This is a genomic window from Buchnera aphidicola (Artemisaphis artemisicola), assembly GCF_005082365.1.
GTDB lineage: Bacteria > Pseudomonadota > Gammaproteobacteria > Enterobacterales > Enterobacteriaceae > Buchnera > Buchnera aphidicola_AR.
On sequence record NZ_CP034900.1, the window covers coordinates 557,485 to 574,813 of the forward strand.

18 protein-coding genes and 1 tRNA gene are annotated in these 17,329 nt (G+C 23.4%); 4 read left to right on the forward strand and 15 right to left on the reverse strand.

Going from position 1 to position 17,329, the window contains the following annotated elements:
* Positions 1-20: 20 nt before the first annotated feature.
* The 6 genes from rpsG to fkpA all read right to left on the reverse strand — a co-directional run bounded on the left by rpsG (position 21) and on the right by fkpA (position 2,964).
* Complete coding sequence (gene rpsG, locus D9V59_RS02670; RefSeq protein WP_158364831.1) at positions 21-491, reverse strand: 30S ribosomal protein S7; 471 nt, start codon at positions 489-491, stop codon at positions 21-23.
* A gap of 62 nt (positions 492-553) precedes the next feature.
* Complete coding sequence (gene rpsL, locus D9V59_RS02675) at positions 554-928, reverse strand: 30S ribosomal protein S12 (RefSeq protein ID WP_158364833.1); 375 nt, start codon at positions 926-928, stop codon at positions 554-556.
* Positions 929-1,049: 121 nt separating this feature from the next.
* Entirely contained in the window at positions 1,050-1,337 is a 288-nt protein-coding gene (gene tusB / locus D9V59_RS02680) for a sulfurtransferase complex subunit TusB (protein ID WP_158364835.1), read from the reverse strand.
* Between the two features lie 11 nt (positions 1,338-1,348).
* The gene (gene tusC / locus D9V59_RS02685) at positions 1,349-1,708 is read right to left on the reverse strand and encodes a sulfurtransferase complex subunit TusC (protein ID WP_158364837.1); all 360 of its coding nucleotides are present in this window, start codon (positions 1,706-1,708) and stop codon (positions 1,349-1,351) included.
* 19 nt (positions 1,709-1,727) lie between these two features.
* Entirely contained in the window at positions 1,728-2,114 is a 387-nt protein-coding gene (tusD, locus tag D9V59_RS02690; RefSeq protein WP_158364839.1) for a sulfurtransferase complex subunit TusD, read from the reverse strand.
* 85 nt (positions 2,115-2,199) lie between these two features.
* Entirely contained in the window at positions 2,200-2,964 is a 765-nt protein-coding gene (gene fkpA, locus D9V59_RS02695) for an FKBP-type peptidyl-prolyl cis-trans isomerase (RefSeq protein WP_158364841.1), read from the reverse strand.
* 1,136 nt (positions 2,965-4,100) lie between these two features.
* Between fkpA and tsgA the strand changes: the two genes are divergently transcribed.
* Positions 4,101-5,267, forward strand: coding sequence for an MFS transporter TsgA (gene tsgA / locus D9V59_RS02700; RefSeq protein ID WP_158364843.1), 1,167 nt, complete (start codon positions 4,101-4,103; stop codon positions 5,265-5,267).
* Positions 5,268-5,344: 77 nt separating this feature from the next.
* Here the strand turns inward: tsgA and trpS are convergent, their stop codons facing one another.
* The 4 genes from trpS to aroK form a co-directional block, all read right to left on the reverse strand.
* Positions 5,345-6,364, reverse strand: a complete 1,020-nt coding sequence (gene trpS / locus D9V59_RS02705; RefSeq protein ID WP_158364845.1) for a tryptophan--tRNA ligase — start codon at positions 6,362-6,364, stop codon at positions 5,345-5,347.
* 21 nt (positions 6,365-6,385) lie between these two features.
* A complete protein-coding gene (rpe, locus tag D9V59_RS02710) occupies positions 6,386-7,072 on the reverse strand; it encodes a ribulose-phosphate 3-epimerase (RefSeq protein ID WP_158364847.1) in 687 nt (228 codons plus the stop codon).
* 978 nt (positions 7,073-8,050) lie between these two features.
* Positions 8,051-9,133, reverse strand: coding sequence for a 3-dehydroquinate synthase (gene aroB, locus D9V59_RS02715; protein ID WP_187308368.1), 1,083 nt, complete (start codon positions 9,131-9,133; stop codon positions 8,051-8,053).
* 41 nt (positions 9,134-9,174) lie between these two features.
* On the reverse strand, positions 9,175-9,696 hold the full coding sequence (gene aroK, locus D9V59_RS02720) for a shikimate kinase AroK (protein ID WP_158364851.1): 522 nt from the start codon (positions 9,694-9,696) through the stop codon (positions 9,175-9,177).
* Between the two features lie 555 nt (positions 9,697-10,251).
* Between aroK and D9V59_RS02725 the strand changes: the two genes are divergently transcribed.
* Positions 10,252-10,336 (forward strand) — tRNA-Ser (locus D9V59_RS02725).
* A 37-nt stretch (positions 10,337-10,373) separates the two neighbouring features.
* On the opposite strand, the gene deoD is transcribed toward D9V59_RS02725, so the two are convergent.
* From deoD to D9V59_RS02745, 4 genes are all read right to left on the reverse strand, one after another.
* Positions 10,374-11,084, reverse strand: coding sequence for a purine-nucleoside phosphorylase (deoD, locus tag D9V59_RS02730; RefSeq protein WP_158364853.1), 711 nt, complete (start codon positions 11,082-11,084; stop codon positions 10,374-10,376).
* A gap of 47 nt (positions 11,085-11,131) precedes the next feature.
* A complete protein-coding gene (locus D9V59_RS02735) occupies positions 11,132-12,355 on the reverse strand; it encodes a phosphopentomutase (protein ID WP_158364855.1) in 1,224 nt (407 codons plus the stop codon).
* A 47-nt stretch (positions 12,356-12,402) separates the two neighbouring features.
* Positions 12,403-13,983 carry a peptide chain release factor 3 gene (locus D9V59_RS02740; RefSeq protein WP_158364857.1) on the reverse strand — a complete coding sequence of 527 codons (1,581 nt, stop codon included), beginning with the start codon at positions 13,981-13,983 and terminating at the stop codon, positions 12,403-12,405.
* A 1,066-nt stretch (positions 13,984-15,049) separates the two neighbouring features.
* Entirely contained in the window at positions 15,050-15,625 is a 576-nt protein-coding gene (locus D9V59_RS02745; RefSeq protein WP_158364859.1) for an NfuA family Fe-S biogenesis protein, read from the reverse strand.
* 126 nt (positions 15,626-15,751) lie between these two features.
* Between D9V59_RS02745 and D9V59_RS03175 the strand changes: the two genes are divergently transcribed.
* A complete protein-coding gene (locus D9V59_RS03175) occupies positions 15,752-15,883 on the forward strand; it encodes a hypothetical protein (RefSeq protein WP_261979383.1) in 132 nt (43 codons plus the stop codon).
* 41 nt (positions 15,884-15,924) lie between these two features.
* A complete protein-coding gene (locus D9V59_RS02750) occupies positions 15,925-16,518 on the forward strand; it encodes an alpha/beta fold hydrolase (RefSeq protein ID WP_187308364.1) in 594 nt (197 codons plus the stop codon).
* A 53-nt stretch (positions 16,519-16,571) separates the two neighbouring features.
* Here D9V59_RS02750 and D9V59_RS02755 read toward each other — a convergent pair whose 3' ends face one another.
* Positions 16,572-17,081 (reverse strand): single-stranded DNA-binding protein, encoded by a 510-nt coding sequence (locus tag D9V59_RS02755; RefSeq protein WP_158364863.1) that lies wholly within the window; start codon positions 17,079-17,081, stop codon positions 16,572-16,574.
* Between the last annotated feature and the right edge of the window lie 248 nt (positions 17,082-17,329).

The following is a 17,329-nucleotide window of genomic DNA, read 5'->3' on the forward strand; positions in this document are numbered from 1 at the left end:
AATATTTAAATGGTATAATATCACCAACGATAATGAGCGAACGCTTTATTAGCCTCTGCCATTTTATGTACTTCTTCTCTTTTCTTAACTGCTGTTCCTTTGTTTTCTAAAGCATCATACAATTCATTAGATAATCTTAAAGACATTGATTTATCTGTACGTTTTCGAGCAGATTCTACAATCCAACGCATAGCTAAAGCATTCCTTCTAACTGGACGTACTTCAACAGGAACTTGATATGTTGACCCTCCAACTCGACGAGATTTAACTTCGACTGTTGGTCTTACATGTTCTAAAGCCATTTCAAATGCTTCTAATTCTTTTTTATTTGTACGTTTAGATAAATTTTTTAATGCTGTATACACAATAACTTCAGCAATAGATTTTTTACCATCCACCATAAGAATATTAATAAATTTAGCTAATAATTCTGAAGAAAATTTTGGATCCGGTAAAATTTTTCGAATAGTAATAATACGACGACGTGGCATAAAAACTCCATTTCATGGAAATTAAATATATTAAAAATTAAAATTATGATCTGAAATAATTCTTATACTTTTGGTTTTTTTACTCCGTATTTAGAACGACCTTTCTTGCGATTTTTAACACCAGCACAATCTAAAGAGCCTCTTACAATATGATATCGAACTCCAGGAAGATCTTTCACACGACCTCCTCGTATTAAAATAACAGAATGTTCTTGCAAATTATGTCCTTCACCTCCAATATAGGCGGTAACTTCAAAACCATTAGTTAATCTAACACGACATACCTTTCTTAAAGCAGAATTAGGTTTTTTAGGAGTAGTTGTATAAACTCTTGTACACACCCCTCTTTTTTGAGGACTTTTCCCCAAAGCAGGAACATTGCTTTTCATAACTTTTCGTAAACGAGGTTTACGGACCAATTGATTAACTGTGGCCATAAAAACTCCTGTTTTTTAATTGATTTGTTTAGAAAAATATCAACATATAGAAATAAAACAATTTTACTACTATGAATAGTATTCAGATTGGAATATAAACATATATATAACTCAGTATTTCTTACCAAGTCATTTGTTTTTTATGCTTAAGTGTTAATGAAACGAAATGAATATAACTTATTAAAACAAATTTACTAGAAATATTTTGATGTAGTCCTCTCGCATAAACATCTTCTTTTATAAGATACAATTTTACTGAAGACATAATTATCTTTTTTAAAAAAATATTATCTTTTAATGCAATCAATACACCGTCTTGAAGTGCTAAAAAATCGTCGGATGTTTTTAACATGCTTATCAGAAGAGAAATATTTGCTTCAAAAGGAGATTTCATTAAAGTATGCAACATATTTATAGACCTTAAAAATTAATAATTGCATCATAACGATCTAATTTTAAACGTAAAGCATTAGATTCTAATATATCTACATTGAGAATAAAATCTTTTTTATAATTTAAACCTCTTTCAATTAAAGATTTTTTACAACAATAAAAGTATTTAATATCATAAAAAGATAATATAGAAAAACAAGAAGTATAATCACGAGCTAGAATTTTTTCAGATTGATAACTCTTAATTAGTTGCAAGACCCCATCTCCAATAAAAAATAAACCTATTTCCTTAATAATTGATGAAACACTCAAAATAGCGTCTAATCCTTCTCTGCCAGAACTAGTACCATGTGGAGCTTGAGAAAAAATAAAAGCAACTATTTTCATTGAAAATAAATACACCTAATTAAAATTGTATTATACGATCGCATACTTTAATAGAATTAGCTAACTCTAATAATCCTGTCATTTCAAAAAATAAAGCTAAATTACCTTGTTTAATTCGCATATTTATTTTTTGTTCATCTTCTATGACTCCTCTTCTAAAAGCTGCACTACTACAAACATATAATTTTACTTTGTATTTTTTATGTAATTTTTGCCATCCTGCTATTAAATTAAATTCATCAGTAGCTGGTTTAATCATTTTATTGGCATTTGAAACTCCATCTCCATAAAAAAAAATACTATGTAAAACATGATCTGTTTTTACTAAAGATTGACAAAACAACAAAGCAGTACTAGCATTTTGTCTTCCATAAGCAGATCCTGTTACTAATATTGTATAATTCATTTTAAAAATTTTAAACCATGACATATAAAATTGTTTTAACAATACCATAATTCTAAAATAGATTATTATAAGTATTATAAATACACTATAATATGTTGTGTACGTCTAACAATTCTATTTCAAAAATTAAAGTAGAATTTCCTGGAATACCGTTAACTTCATTTTCTCCATATCCTAAATGAGGAGGTATAATTAATTTTATTTTACCACCTTTTTTTATATATTTTAGACCTTCTTGCCAACCTAATATTACATCTGTTAGTTTCAAAGATATAGGTTCGCCTCTTATATAAGAATTATCAAATTCTACTCCATCAATTAATTTTCCTTTATAATGAACAGTAATTTTTGAATTATTAGTTAATTTTTCTCCTTCTCCTTCTTTTTCTATGAGATATAAAAGACCACTGGCTGTTTTTTTTACCCCTTTTATTTTAGAAAAATTTTTCATATACAATTCTCCTTGAATAAAATTTTCTTTTGCATTTTTTTCTAATTGTTTTTTTTTTGCATTATTTAATTTTTCTTCTAAAACTTTTAGAATAGAAGAAATCTCTTCATGGGATAATTTTAAATCTCCAGAAACTGCATCTTCAATACCCTTTAAAAGACTTGATTTATTTAAATTCAAACCGATTTTTGTTTGTTTTTCAAAAGATTTATTGACATAATTTCCCAAAGAAACACCTAAAACATAACTTAATTTTTCATTTTCATTTTCAAATTTAAATGTATTCTTAGTTTCTAAATGAGATTTCAAATAAGTATTAGATAGAGGTATAGAAAAAGATTGTGGAATATATAATATTACTAATAATAATACTATTTTTTTAAGAAGAAAAAAAATCATTTATTACTCCATTAAAATACATAAGATTTTTAAAATTTATATAATTTTTTTGTACATATTATTTTTAATACTTCACTTTTAAAAAGATAAAATTTTAAAATAATTTAAAATAATTTCTATAATTAGAAAAGTTATTTTTAAAATATAAAATTATTAGTTCTAATCTTAAAAAATATTTTTATAAAAAATAGTTAAAATATGAAATGAATTTTAATTTAAAGATAATACTAATTTATAAGATTTTTAAATTTAATTGTTTTTGAACTTTAATGAATATTTTTATATTTATCATCTATAATAATATTGTTAAAAACGATTTTATTTAAAAAATTTTGAAAATCTCATGATTATAACACTATTTTAAACTTAAAATAATAGTATGTGATATATATAACAAAATAGTTTTATTACTCCACTTTATACTAGCATTAGATATTATTAAATATTAACAATATAATATATAATTTTAAAAATTGTTTGATTTTTTTAAATTATATATTTTATATTAATATTTCTATAATAAATATTTCTAAACTAATTTTAAGAAATTCTCTTCTTTTTCATAAAAATTATAAAGATTTTGAATACAAAACTAAAAAAAACAATTTTTTTAGTTTTTAAATTATTTTACTTTTAGATACGTTTTTTATAGAACATAATATGTTGTTTTTTAGTATACCATTTATAAAATATTAGTATTATTATAAGATCAATTAAATTCCTTCAAAGAAAATTAATACGTTCTTTGAATTTTTTTATATTTCTTTTTTATTTTATCAAAAAAAAATAAATTATAAAAAATTCAGATAAACTTATCAAAACTATTTAATATAAATCTTTTTTAATGTTATAAAATTTCTTAAAAAGATTTTTTTGCACAATTTTTGCAAAAATATTTTAAAAAAAACTATAAATTTTTTAAATTTTAAAAAACTATAAATTTTTTAAATAAAATATACATTATATTTTAAAAGAATTAAACTGATTTTATTAAAATATTTAAAATTTCAATCAATGTTTAATAAAAAATTTTAAAAAATTCAATCACCTTAATATGTAGATAAATTATTAATAAAAATAATAAAATATATTGAATTATATTTTATAAATTTTAAAATTTATAATAAGGTAAAAAAATGAAAGAAATCAATCAAATAGGACTTACATTAATTAGCTTTTTTTCATATGCATTTACAGGTGCATTAGTAGTTGTTACTGGAATGATTATGGGGAATATTGCTAATTATTTTAACTTATCTATAGCTCAAATGAGTAATACATTTACCTTTTTAAATGGAGGAATATTAATATCTATTTTTTTAAATTCTTGGTTAATAGAAATTATATCATTAAAAAAACAGATTATATTTGGATTTATACTTACTATTATATCGATAATAGGTATAGTTTTTTTTAAAAATATATTTTTATTTTCAGTTAGCATGTTTATACTAGGATTAGTAAGTGGAATAACTATGTCTATTGGTACATTTATTATCACTAGTCTATATTCAGGTGCAAAAAGAAGCTCTCGTTTATTGTTAACTGATTCTTTTTTTAGTATGTCAGGAATGATATTTCCGATTATTACTGCTACTCTTTTAGAAAAAAAAATTCTTTGGTATTGGATTTATATATGTATAGGATTGGTATATTTAATAATTTTTCTTTTAACAATAAATTTAAATTTTACACAGTTAAAAAATAAAATCAAAAGTATTAATCAAAAAAAAGAAAGATGTAATACTAATATAGTATTACTATCAATTGCTGCATTATTATACATTTTAGGACAATTAGGATTTATTTCTTGGGTGCCACAATATGTTACTGAATATATGCATGTTAATATACAAAAAACTGGTAGTCTAGTAAGTAGTTTTTGGATGTCTTATATGGTTGGAATGTGGTGTTTTAGTTTTGTTATTAAATTTTTCAATTTACATCGTATCTTGATATTTCTTACAAGTATATCTACAATTTTTATGTTTTGTTTTATTCATAGCCAAAATTTTTTACTACAGCAGTGCATGATTATTAGTTTAGGTTTTTTTTCTAGTGCCATTTATACTATTATCATTACATTAGCATCGTTACAAACAAAAAATCCTTGTCCCAAGTTAATAAATTTAATTTTATTATTTGGTACAATAGGAACTTTGCTTACATTTGTTGTAACTAGTCCTATAGTAGAAAAAAAGGGTTTATATGCAAGTTTAATTAGTTCTAACATACTATATAGTATAGTATTTATGTTATCTATATTAATTTATTTAAATACAAAAGATAAAAAAATTACATAAAAAAATTATTTTATTTTAATAAAAATTTAAAAAATTTTTATGTTAAAAATAAACTAGAAGAAAAATTTCTGGTTTATTTAAAAAAATGGAACTAATCCCAACTTATAATATACTTCACTTAAAACTTTTTGAGATTTTAATTGAGCTTGTGTTGCTCCTTCTAATATTATTTTGTTTAAGTAAGATTCATCATTACGATAACAATAATAAGATTGTTGTAATTTAAACAAAAATTTACATAAACAATCTGATACAATATTTTTAAATTCTGAATATAACATACCATCTAATTCTTTTGATAAAACACTAATTTCTTTATTAGTCACAGTAGATAAAATTTCTAATAAATTTGAAATACCTGGTTTTTGTTCTTTATTATAATATATTTTAGCAGGTATTTGTGAATCAGTTACAGCATTTTTTATTTTTAAAATAATAGAATTCATATCATCTAATAAAAAAATAACATTATTTTGATTATTATCAGATTTTGACATCTTTTTGTTAGGTTCTAATAAAGACATAATCTTCGAACCATATTGATTAATCAACGGTTCAGGTAATTCAAAAATATTTCCATATATAGAATTAAAGTAATTAGCTATATCTCGTGTGAGCTCAATATGTTGTTTTTGATCTCTTCCTACTGGAACAAAATTAGTTTGATACAATAAAATATCTGATGCCATTAAAATAGGATAATTAAACAAACCTACACTTGTTTTTTTAATATAATTATTTTTGATATTTCTTTTTGCTTTAAATTGTGTCATACGCAGCAACTCTGAAAATTGACTAAAACAATTTAAAACCCAATTTAATTGAGTATGCTGATAAACATGAGATTGAATAAAAATAATACTTTTTTTGGGATCTACTCCACATGCTAAATAAAAAGATAATGTATCTAATATAGACTTCTTTAAGTCAATATTTTTTTTTTGAACAGTCAATGAATGTAGATCAGCAATGCAATAGAAACAGTCATAATTATTTTGTAATATAGACCAATGACGCATTGTACCTATATAATTACCAATAGTTAAATTTCCAGAAGGTTGTACAGCACTGAATAAGACTGGTTTAGAAACAATCATATTATAATCCTAAATAAAATATTAATGAATAGATCGTGTATGAGCATGCTGCAATTCTTGTCTAATTTTTTTAATAATTAAATCATAATTAGGATGTTTAAATATTCCAGATCCAATGACAAAAACATTAGCTCCTGAAAATGCTATTTCAGCAATATTTTCTAATTTTACTCCTCCATCTACTTCTAAAAGAATGTCAGAACAATGAGCATCGAGAATTTTTCTTACTTGATTTAATTTTTTAAATGTAGAGGGTAAAAAAGACTGATTTCCAAATCCTGGATTTACTGACATTAATAAAATTAAATCTAATTTTTCTAAAATATAATCAAGAAAATTAAGTGATGTAGCTGGATTCAAAGCTAGTCCTACTTTACAACCATATTCTTTGATTAAACTTATCGTACGTTCAATATGCAGAGTTGCTTCTGGATGAAAAGTAATAAAAGTAGCTCCTGCTTTAGCAAATTGAGGAATTAAGTTATCTACAGGATTTATCATCAAATGAACATCAATAGGAACATTAATATTATAATTACGAAGTGATTCTAAAATCATAGGTCCCATAGTTAAATTAGGTACGTAATGATTATCCATAACATCAAAATGTATTAAATCACTTCCTGCATCTATAACTTTTTGAGTTTCTTCTCCTAAACGTGCAAAATCAGCCGATAAAATTGATGGAGCTAAAAAAAAATTTTTCATATATATTTCCTGCATTTTTATATTTTAAAACATTAATTATATAACACTAATAATTCATTAAATTTTATTTTACTATTGATTAAACATTTGTATTTTATAAAATATAAATAAAAATTTTAATATAATAAACGCATGATAAATTATTTGAATTTGATATTAAAAAAAGAATAAATTTTTTTTAAAATAGACTGTATAACAAAATAAACTAATTTTTTATATTTAAAAAAATTAAAATTATTAATAATATTTAAATAAATATCATAAAAAAAACTGAATATCAGAAAATTTATATAATCCTGTTTGTAAAAATATCTCTTTATAACTTTCAAAAGAAACATTAATTTTATCATGAAATTATATCGGCATAATATATTATAAAAATATATATACAAACATAAAGAAATTTATACTTTTTAATAAATATTAATAAATATAGTGTATTTTTAAAATAAAAATCTAATTTATTAGTTTGATTAACAAACATAATTATGCATTATGAAAAAAAGTCTAAAACATGAGTTTTAGCACAATTAATTAATAAGAATACTATTAATATCTTTTAAAATATAACTATTACATTTAGTGTTTAAAAAAAATTGAACTAGTTACTAAAAAGATTTAATTAAAGATTTCTTTTTTACAAGAATTTTAAACATATCATCTAATATGCAATAGATTCTGTTTTCCTAATTGAAAAACAAATTTTTTTAAAAATATTTTATTAATTAATTTAGAATAAAATTGATTTTTTTCAAAATCTAAAATATTTTTTTACTCTCTATAGTTTTATTTTTATATATTTTAAATATATTAATTATAGAAAATTTATTATACTTTATATTATGAATATTATATAATTATAAAACGTATAATTTCTTAATAAATATAATTTCTTATTAAAGAACAAAACTATAAGAGTAAAAAATATGATTAAAATGAAACATTATAAATAATTTTAATATTTTAGATAATGAAAGTTTATTGAGAATCTTTAATTGCAGTTAAAATAATATTCTTATCTATATTGCTATAAATTTCAGCTTTTCCAATAGATAGTGGCAAAACTAGTCTAATTTCTCCTGAAATAACTTTTTTATCTCGCATCATATAAGGAATATATGAAGCAGCTGACATATTTTTCGGTCCTTTTATAGGCAACCCAGTTCTTTTTAATAAAATTAATATTCTTTTAAAATCTGTTTTTTTCAAATATCCTAATAACTCAGCAGTACGCGCAGCCATAACAATTCCTACTGATATTGCTTCACCATGAAGCCAATTACCATAACCAGCATGAACTTCAATGGCATGACCATAAGTATGACCTAAATTTAATAATGCTCTAAAATTATTTTCTCTTTCATCAAGAGAAATCAATTGTGATTTTAATTGACAACATTTTTTAACACAATAAGACATTGCTGAATAATCAAGAGATAGAATTTTTTCAATATTTTTCTCTAACCAGATAAAAAAATTTTCATCAAAAATAATCGCGTATTTAATAATTTCTGCTATACCAGATACTAATTCAGTACGAGGAAGTGTTTTTAAACAATCAATATCGATAATTACAGATGATGGTTGCCAAAAAGTACCGATCATATTTTTACCTAGTAAATGATTAACTGATGTTTTTCCACCAACAGAAGCATCAACTTGAGATAAAAGAGTAGTTGGTATTTGAATAAAACGCACCCCTCTTTGATAAACAGAAGCAGCAAAACCTGTTAAATCTCCTATTACACCTCCACCTAATGCAATTAACGTAGTATCTCGTGAATGTTGCTTTTCTAATAAAGCAGAAATTATTAACTCCATTTCATTTAATGTTTTATACTGTTCTCCATCTGAGAGCACTACTTGATCTATTTTTATTCCAGATTTTCTTAAATGATAAAAAACTTTATCTTTTAAAAGATTAGCTAGTGTTTTATTAGTCACTAGCATTGCTTGATCTCCTGGTTTTAAAGGCCAAAAAATATTGTCTTCTTGAATAATACCTGATCCGATACTAATTGGATAGCTACGTTTTCCTAGAACAACTTTCAACTGTTCCACAATTTTTTGCACTCCATAAATTGTTTTTTCTAATTACTATATTATATTTTTTCTAATAAACTAATAATATGAAAAGCTACAGATTTAGCGCTTTTTTCATCGGTTTGGATTGTGACATCTGCAATTTCTTTATATAGAGGATTTCTTTCACGAGCTAAATTTTCTAATATAGTACGATTAGATGTGGCAGTTTGTAATAAAGGTCTTTTTTTATCTCTCTTAGTACGCGATAATTGTTTTTCAATTGTTGTCTCTAAATAAATTACAATTCCTCTAGCAGATAAAAAATTACGAGTTTCTTTGAATTTAACTGATCCTCCTCCTGTAGCAAGAATAATACCTTGTTTAGTTGTTAATTCATCAATAATTTTTTTTTCTCTTATGCGAAAGCCCATTTCACCTTCTACGTCAAAAACCCAATTTATATCAGCACCAGTACGTTTTTCAATTTCTTGATCTGAGTCAAAAAACTCCATATTTAATTGCTGAGATAATTGACGACCAATAGTACTTTTTCCTGCGCCCATAGGTCCAACTAGAAAGATATTTCGTTTTTCTGCCATATTTTTGTTACTGAGATAATAAGTTAATAATACCAATGCTCAGCATTATTTTGCTGGCAGGACATAAATACATACAATTAATAAATAAATAGAATACAATCAATTATTTTTAAAATACATGAAAATATCTCGCAATTTTTATTTTATAAAATAACAAAAAAATATACACATAAAAATTTTAAAAAATTATTCTACAGTAATAATTAATAAACATTAAAAAATTTATTATTTTTTCATTGATAAGTTTGATCCTTATAATTAATTTTTAAAAGTAATCATACTTATATAAAAAATGAATTAAATTTTTATTTAAAACTTAGAATGTATTATGAATATGAAATTCATTCTATCAGAATGAGAATCGTGTTTTCTAAGTTTCTTTAAAAGAAATATATTTTATAATATAAACTTTTCTAAGTTATATTTGTAACGCATTTTCAAATCATTATTAAATATGATTAATTTAATTAAAAACTTGACGTAAATTTATATTTTAGATTAAAATATTAGATATATTTTAAAATATATTTTTAGTATAGCATATAAAATAAAAATGGTGAGATGTCCGAGAGGCTTAAGGAGCACGCCTGGAAAGCGTGTATATGGAAACGTATCAAGGGTTCGAATCCCTTTCTCACCAAAAAAATTATACTTTTTATTATAAAAATACAACTTTTTTATAAATCTAAAGTAGATTCTAATGCAATCTTAATCATATTGTTAAAACTAGATTCTCTATCTTTAGAAGAAAGATATTTTTTATTGACAATATGATCAGATACTGTGCATATTGATAATGCTTTCGCTCGACATTCAGCAGCCATGGCATATATTCCAGCAGTCTCCATATCAACTCCAATGATATTATATTTCTTTAAAATATAAAGCATCTTTTCATTATCATTATAAAAAGAATCTGTCGTAAAAAAATTTCCAATAGATACTTTAACATTCATTAAATTTGCAATTTTTACTATATGACACATCATATCAAAATCTGCAATAGCAGCAAAATCATGATTATTAAATCTTATTCTATTAACCTTAGAATCAGTAGATGCACCCATGCCAATAACTATGTCTCGCAACTGTATATCATCTCGTACAGCACCACAGGTTCCTATACGAATAATTTTTTTCACATGGTAATTTAGAAATAATTCTCTTACATAAAGAGAAGCTGATGGTATCCCTATTCCATGGCTCATTACTGATACTTTTCTATTTTTATAAAATCCAGAATAAGCCAACATTAAACGAGTACTATTTATTTGAATATAATTATTTAAATATTTTTCAGCAATATATTTTGCTCGTACTGGATCTCCTGGCATAAGTACTATATCTGAAAAATCATTGATTTTACTATCAATATGAGGCGTAGACACTAATTTTTTCCTTTTGAATATAAAAAAATAGAATATTTTAAGAATTGTTAAAGCATACTTTCACCATATAACATATCAGATAATAGAAAATATTTTGCAATAGTTTGACCTATATCAGAAAATGTTTTTCGATGACCTAAGAAACGGTTTTTTATACCTGGAAAATATATTAGAATAGGAATGTTTTCTCGGGTGTGATTTGTTCCTTTCCAAGTTGGATCACATCCATGATCTGCCGTTAAAATTAATAAATCATTTTTTTGAACTAAACTAATTATTTCAGGTAATTTAGAATCAAAAAATTCTAAACCTCTAGCATATCCAGATACATCACGACGATGGCCCCATGTTGAATCAAAATCTACTAAATTAGTAAATATTATAGTATTATCTCTAGCTGATTTCATTTCACGAATTGTTGTGTTACATAACTCATCAAGACCATTAGACTTAATGCTTCTACTGATTCCTACTCCAGCATAAATATCAGAAACTTTACCAATTGCAATGACTTTTCCATTTTTTTCATCTATTAGTTTTTGAATTACTGTTTTAGCAAAAGGCTTAATTGAAAAATCGCGTCTATTACTTGTACGTTGAAAATCACGTTTATCTTTTCCAGTAAATGGTCTAGCAATTACTCTGGCAACGTTATATTTATTTTTATCTAAAATGGAACGAATAGTTTTGCATAATTTATAAAGATTTGATAAACCAAAAAAATTTTCATGACAGGCAACTTGTAAAACAGAATCTGATGAAGTATATAAAATAGGTTTACCTGTCTCAATGTGTTCTTCGCCTAAATTGTAAATAATATCAGTTCCTGATGCATGACAGTTTCCAATGATTCCTTTTAGTTCTGATTTTTTTATAATTTTATTTAATAAATCCAAAGAAATACTGTTGGATTTATCCTTAAAATAAAACCAATTATTTAAAACTGGTACGCCTGTAATTTCCCAGTGTCCTGAAGTAGTATCTTTTCCTGAAGATATCTCACTAGCAAAAGCATAGCTAGCAATAAGCTTGTTATTACCATTGAATCCTATTGGATATGTTCCAGTAGATTCTTTAGCTGCATGTATTAATCCTAATTTTATTAAATTAGGAATATATAAAGAACCTTGTCTTTTTATGTTAGCTTCTCCTAAAAAACACTTTTCTGCTATATGTCCTAATGTATTTGCACCAACATCATTAAATTTATACGCATCAATACTAGAACCAATTCCAAAAGAATCTAAAACAATTAAAAAAACTCGTTTCATTTTTAAAATTCCAAAATTACATATAAAAATATTTTTTAATTTTTAAATTATTGTTCTCGTATTTTATCAAATACAATATCATTGTATTGAACCATAATTACATTTAAATTAGCAATGCTAGGTGCTAAATATATCAATTGATTACAAGCATCATATGCTAAAAAAGAACTATTATTTTTTTTAAAATTATATAAACTATAATTATTTTTAGATCTGATCCAACGAGCGATAGTAATATTGATTTTCTCATACATTGCATTTATATTATATTCTATTCTTAAACGTTCAATAACAACATCAAATTGCAATATTCCAATTGCACCTAAAATTATGTTATTATTTATAATTGGCCGAAATACTTGTATAGCTCCTTCTTCTGATAACTGAATCAAACCTTTCATTAATTGTTTTTGTTTAAGAGGATCAGCTAAATAAATACGTCGAAATATTTCTGGAGCAAAACTAGGTATACCGATAAATTTAATTTCTTCTCCTTGTGTAAAAGTATCTCCTATTTTAATTGTACCATGATTATGAAGTCCTATAACATCACCAGGATAAGCTTCATTTATTAAAATTCTATCACCAGCTAAAAAGGAAAAAGCATCAGAAATAGTTATATATTTTTTTATACGTACATGTTTTAATTTCATTCCTTTTTGATATTGTCCTGAAACAATTCTCATAAAAGCAATTCTATCACGGTGTTTTAAATCCATATTAGCTTGAATTTTAAATATAAATCCTGTAAATTTTTTTTCTTCAGGATGTACTCGTCTTGCATTACTTTGACGATATAATGGAGGAGGAGCCCATTGTGCTAAACTAGATAAAACATGATCGATTCCAAAATTTTTTAATGCACTTCCAAAAAAAATAGGTGTAGCATTTCCTGTCAAAAACTTTTTATTATCAAATTTCGAATATACGTTAGTTATTAATTCTAATTCTTGACGTGTATATTTAGATAAATCTTTTCCAAGATATTGATCTAATAAAATATTAGACAAACTAAAAAAATTTACATCATGCAATAAAATGTTTTTTTTATATAAATAAATAACTTTGTCATAAATATGATAAATACCTTTAAAATTTTTTCCACAACTTATAGGCCAAGTAATTGGAATACAAGATAGTTGCAATTCTTTTTCAATTTCATCTAAAATATCTATTGGTTCACGACTATTACGATCTAGTTTATTAATAAAAGTAATAATTGGAATATTATGAACTCGACTTACTTCTATTAATTTTCTAGTTCTTTCTTCTATGCCTTTTGCCGCATCAATAATGACTAAACAACAATCTACAGCAGTTAGAATACGATATGTGTCTTCTGAAAAATCTTCATGACCTGGTGTATCTAATAAATTCATTAAAATATCTTTATAAGAAAATTGCATGACAGAAGTAGTTACAGAAATACCTCTCTCTCGTTCAATAGTCATCCAATCCGATTTAGCATATTTTCTATTTCCTCTTCCTTTGATTGTTCCAATAGTTCGAATTGCTTTTCCTAAAAATAACATTTTTTCAGTAATAGTAGTTTTTCCCGCATCAGGATGAGAAATGATAGCAAAAGTTCTTCTTTTACTTATTTCTTTTTTATAATTTAAATTAAACATATATACACTTATTTTAAAATACTGAATTTTAATGATTGTTAAAAATTTTATAATAAATCATCATTTATCTAATTAAAAATTACATGCAAATCTATTTTTCAAAAATCTTATTTAAGATTTTTAAATTTATTAAATAAAACAGTAATATAATATAAATTTATTTTAAATAAGCAATGGATTTCATCTAATCAAACATTCAATTGTATCAAATATATATTTAGTGCATTATTTATATCTATATATAAAAAATTTTTAAAATTAAATATATACAAAAAAAATCTATATAAATAAAAATACAGTTTTACATCTAAATATACGTAATATTATTATAAAGATTATTTCCTTATTATTCTTGATAAAGTTAATACACGAAAATTATATAGTTAAAATTTTAAACTTATCTATTAATTATATTAAAAATAATTTTACCAAAACTTAAAAAATCTTTTACTACTAATAGAGTAAATTACTTTATTTAAGATTTAATCCAATTATTTAAAAAAAATGATTATTTTACAATCAACATAATTGAATAATTATGCATTTTTTAAAAAAACAACTAAATCATAAGATAATTATTAAAATAATTTTTTTAATTTTAAATTTTTAATAAAGATAGTACAAAAAAAATTTTTTATTTCAATAAAGCAATTTATATAGACTTAGCAATTACAATTCTATTAAAAATAAATTTATCTTTAGTAATTAATATATAAAAATCTCTATTAGAACTATTTAAAATTCTTTTTTTATTAAATATATAATTAATTTTTAGATATATATAAAATAAGTAATATTCTTTAAAAATAGTATTTTTACAAATAATTATTAAAAATAATATTAATTCTACATGGTATATATTAATGAGAGTTGAAATGAACGGATATGAAGAAGATTTCTTATTTAATAAAAAGTTAGAATAAAGAATAAATTAGAAAGAAAGTTAGTAAAAAAAGTCAATTTAATTTTTTATAATTAAAGAATTTCAACAAAAACAAAGAAAATATTTTTATTTTATTTAGACGTAAATTTCTTATTATAAAAAATAAACATTTATTTAATAAAATTAATAAAAAGAATGTTGTCCATGTAGATGATCTGTTTGATCACAAACTTTTGTAATTTCAGGAAAAGAAGCTAATAATTTTTTTTCAACTGTCTCTTTTAAAGTTAATTCAATCATTGAACATCCGTTGCAACCTCCACTAAATTGTATTATAGCAGTTCCGTTATCATGCAGTTCAATTAAATTTACTTGTCCTCCGTGACTTGATAACTGAGGATTAATTTCTACATTCAGAAAATATTTTATTTTTTCTTCTAATGAAAGATTTTTTTGAGAAATATTAATTTTAGCATATGGTGCTTTCAATGTTAATTGTGAACTAATATTATCTATTACAAGATCAATTTCAGAGTTTTTAAAATAAGAAATTATATCTTTATTAAGATATACAAAAAAACCATTATATTTTAATTTAACATCTGATTCTTCTATCTCATTTTCAGGACAAAACGCAACTCCACATTCTGCAGTAGGTGTGCCTGGATTTACGATAAAAACACGTATTTGAGTACCAATGGGTTCATTTAATAAAAGTTGTTTAAAATGTTTTTGTGCATTTTGAGAAATAGTTATCATAAATTTTATTGTAATAAAAATGTTTTATGTTAATAATATATTACTAATTTATTTAAAAAAAAACAAGAAAATTTATTTTTACATTAATATTTTACATATAATATAATCTTGTATTAAAGAGAAAAAATGAATAATTTTAATTGGGATACTATAGGAACAGGAAATATTAATATAATTTTATTAAATGGATGGGCTGTTGATTCTAAAATATGGTTTTTTATTATTAACAAACTTGATTTTTTTTTAAATTTTATCTAATTGATTTACCTGGTTGTGGAAAAAATAAAAATATACCTTCTATGACAATAGATAATATAATTGAACTATTAAATAATAAAATGCCTAAAAATGCTATCTGGTTAGGGTGGTCAATAGGCGGATTAATTGCAAGTCGTTTTGCATTGCATTATCCTAAGAATATTTTAGCTATAATTAGTGTTGCCTCTTCTCCATGTTTTATAGCAAAAAAAAACTGGCCAGGAATTACAAAATGTACAGTATATCGTTTTTATAAAAATCTAAAAACAAACTACTATGAAACATTACATACGTTTCTAACTTTACAACAAAGAAATCTAATAAATTCAATAGAACTAAAAAAAATAATATATTCTCAAAATAAACCTAGTATAAAATTATTAATAGAAGGTCTAAAAATAATTTGTTCAGTAGATTTACGTTTAGAAATAACTTATATTAAAGTACCGGTACTAAGAATATATGGTGCAATGGATAGCTTGGTTCCTAAAAAAATATCAAGTATACTTGATGATAAATGTCCTGATACTTATTCGGTTATTATAGAAAAAGCTGCTCATACTCCATTTATTTCTCATCAAAAAGAATTTTGTACTATTTTACTAAATTTTAAAAAGTTACTCTTAAAATATTAATCTAAGGCCCCAAAATCTGGGGCTATAATAAACTATATCTATATATTAGTATTTTAAAAAGGAATTTCATCATCAAAATCTATATCTGAAGACGCATTAATTAAATCTTGATTTGATTTGTATGTTTCTGTTTTTTTGTTAAAATCTGATTTTTCTATTTTGTTTGTTTTAATTGAATTATTATCGTTTGTTGTTGTTGTTTGCAAATTGGAATTACGACTACCTAGCATTTGCATAGTACCTCCAATATTTACAATAATTTCAGTAGTATAACGTTCTAAACCGTTTTGATCTTGCCATTTTCTTGTTTGCAATGATCCTTCAATATATACTTGAGAACCTTTACGAAGATATTCACCGGCAATTTCTGCTAACTTACCAAATAACACTATTCGATGCCATTCTGTTTTCTCTTTATTTTCTCCAGTGTTTTTATCTTTCCAATTTTCTGAAGTTGCTAAAGTCATATTCACTACTGCATTACCATTAGGCATATAACGCACTTCAGGATCTTGTCCTAAATGTCCAATAAGAATAACTTTATTAACACCTCTGCTTGCCATAATACAAAACTCCAATTTAAAATTGATATAATACATATTATAACTTTTATTTGAACATGGAAACTATCTTATTTAGTATTATAAATTTTATAAAAATATCATCTTGTTTCGAACAGTTTCTTAGAATCTAGAATAATAAAAATTTATATATTTGTGAGATAATTATGAAAAAAAAATTTTTGTAAGAAAAAATCTTTATTCTATAGATCAATGTTTTTATATTCTAATTTTTAGGCATAAAAAATAAA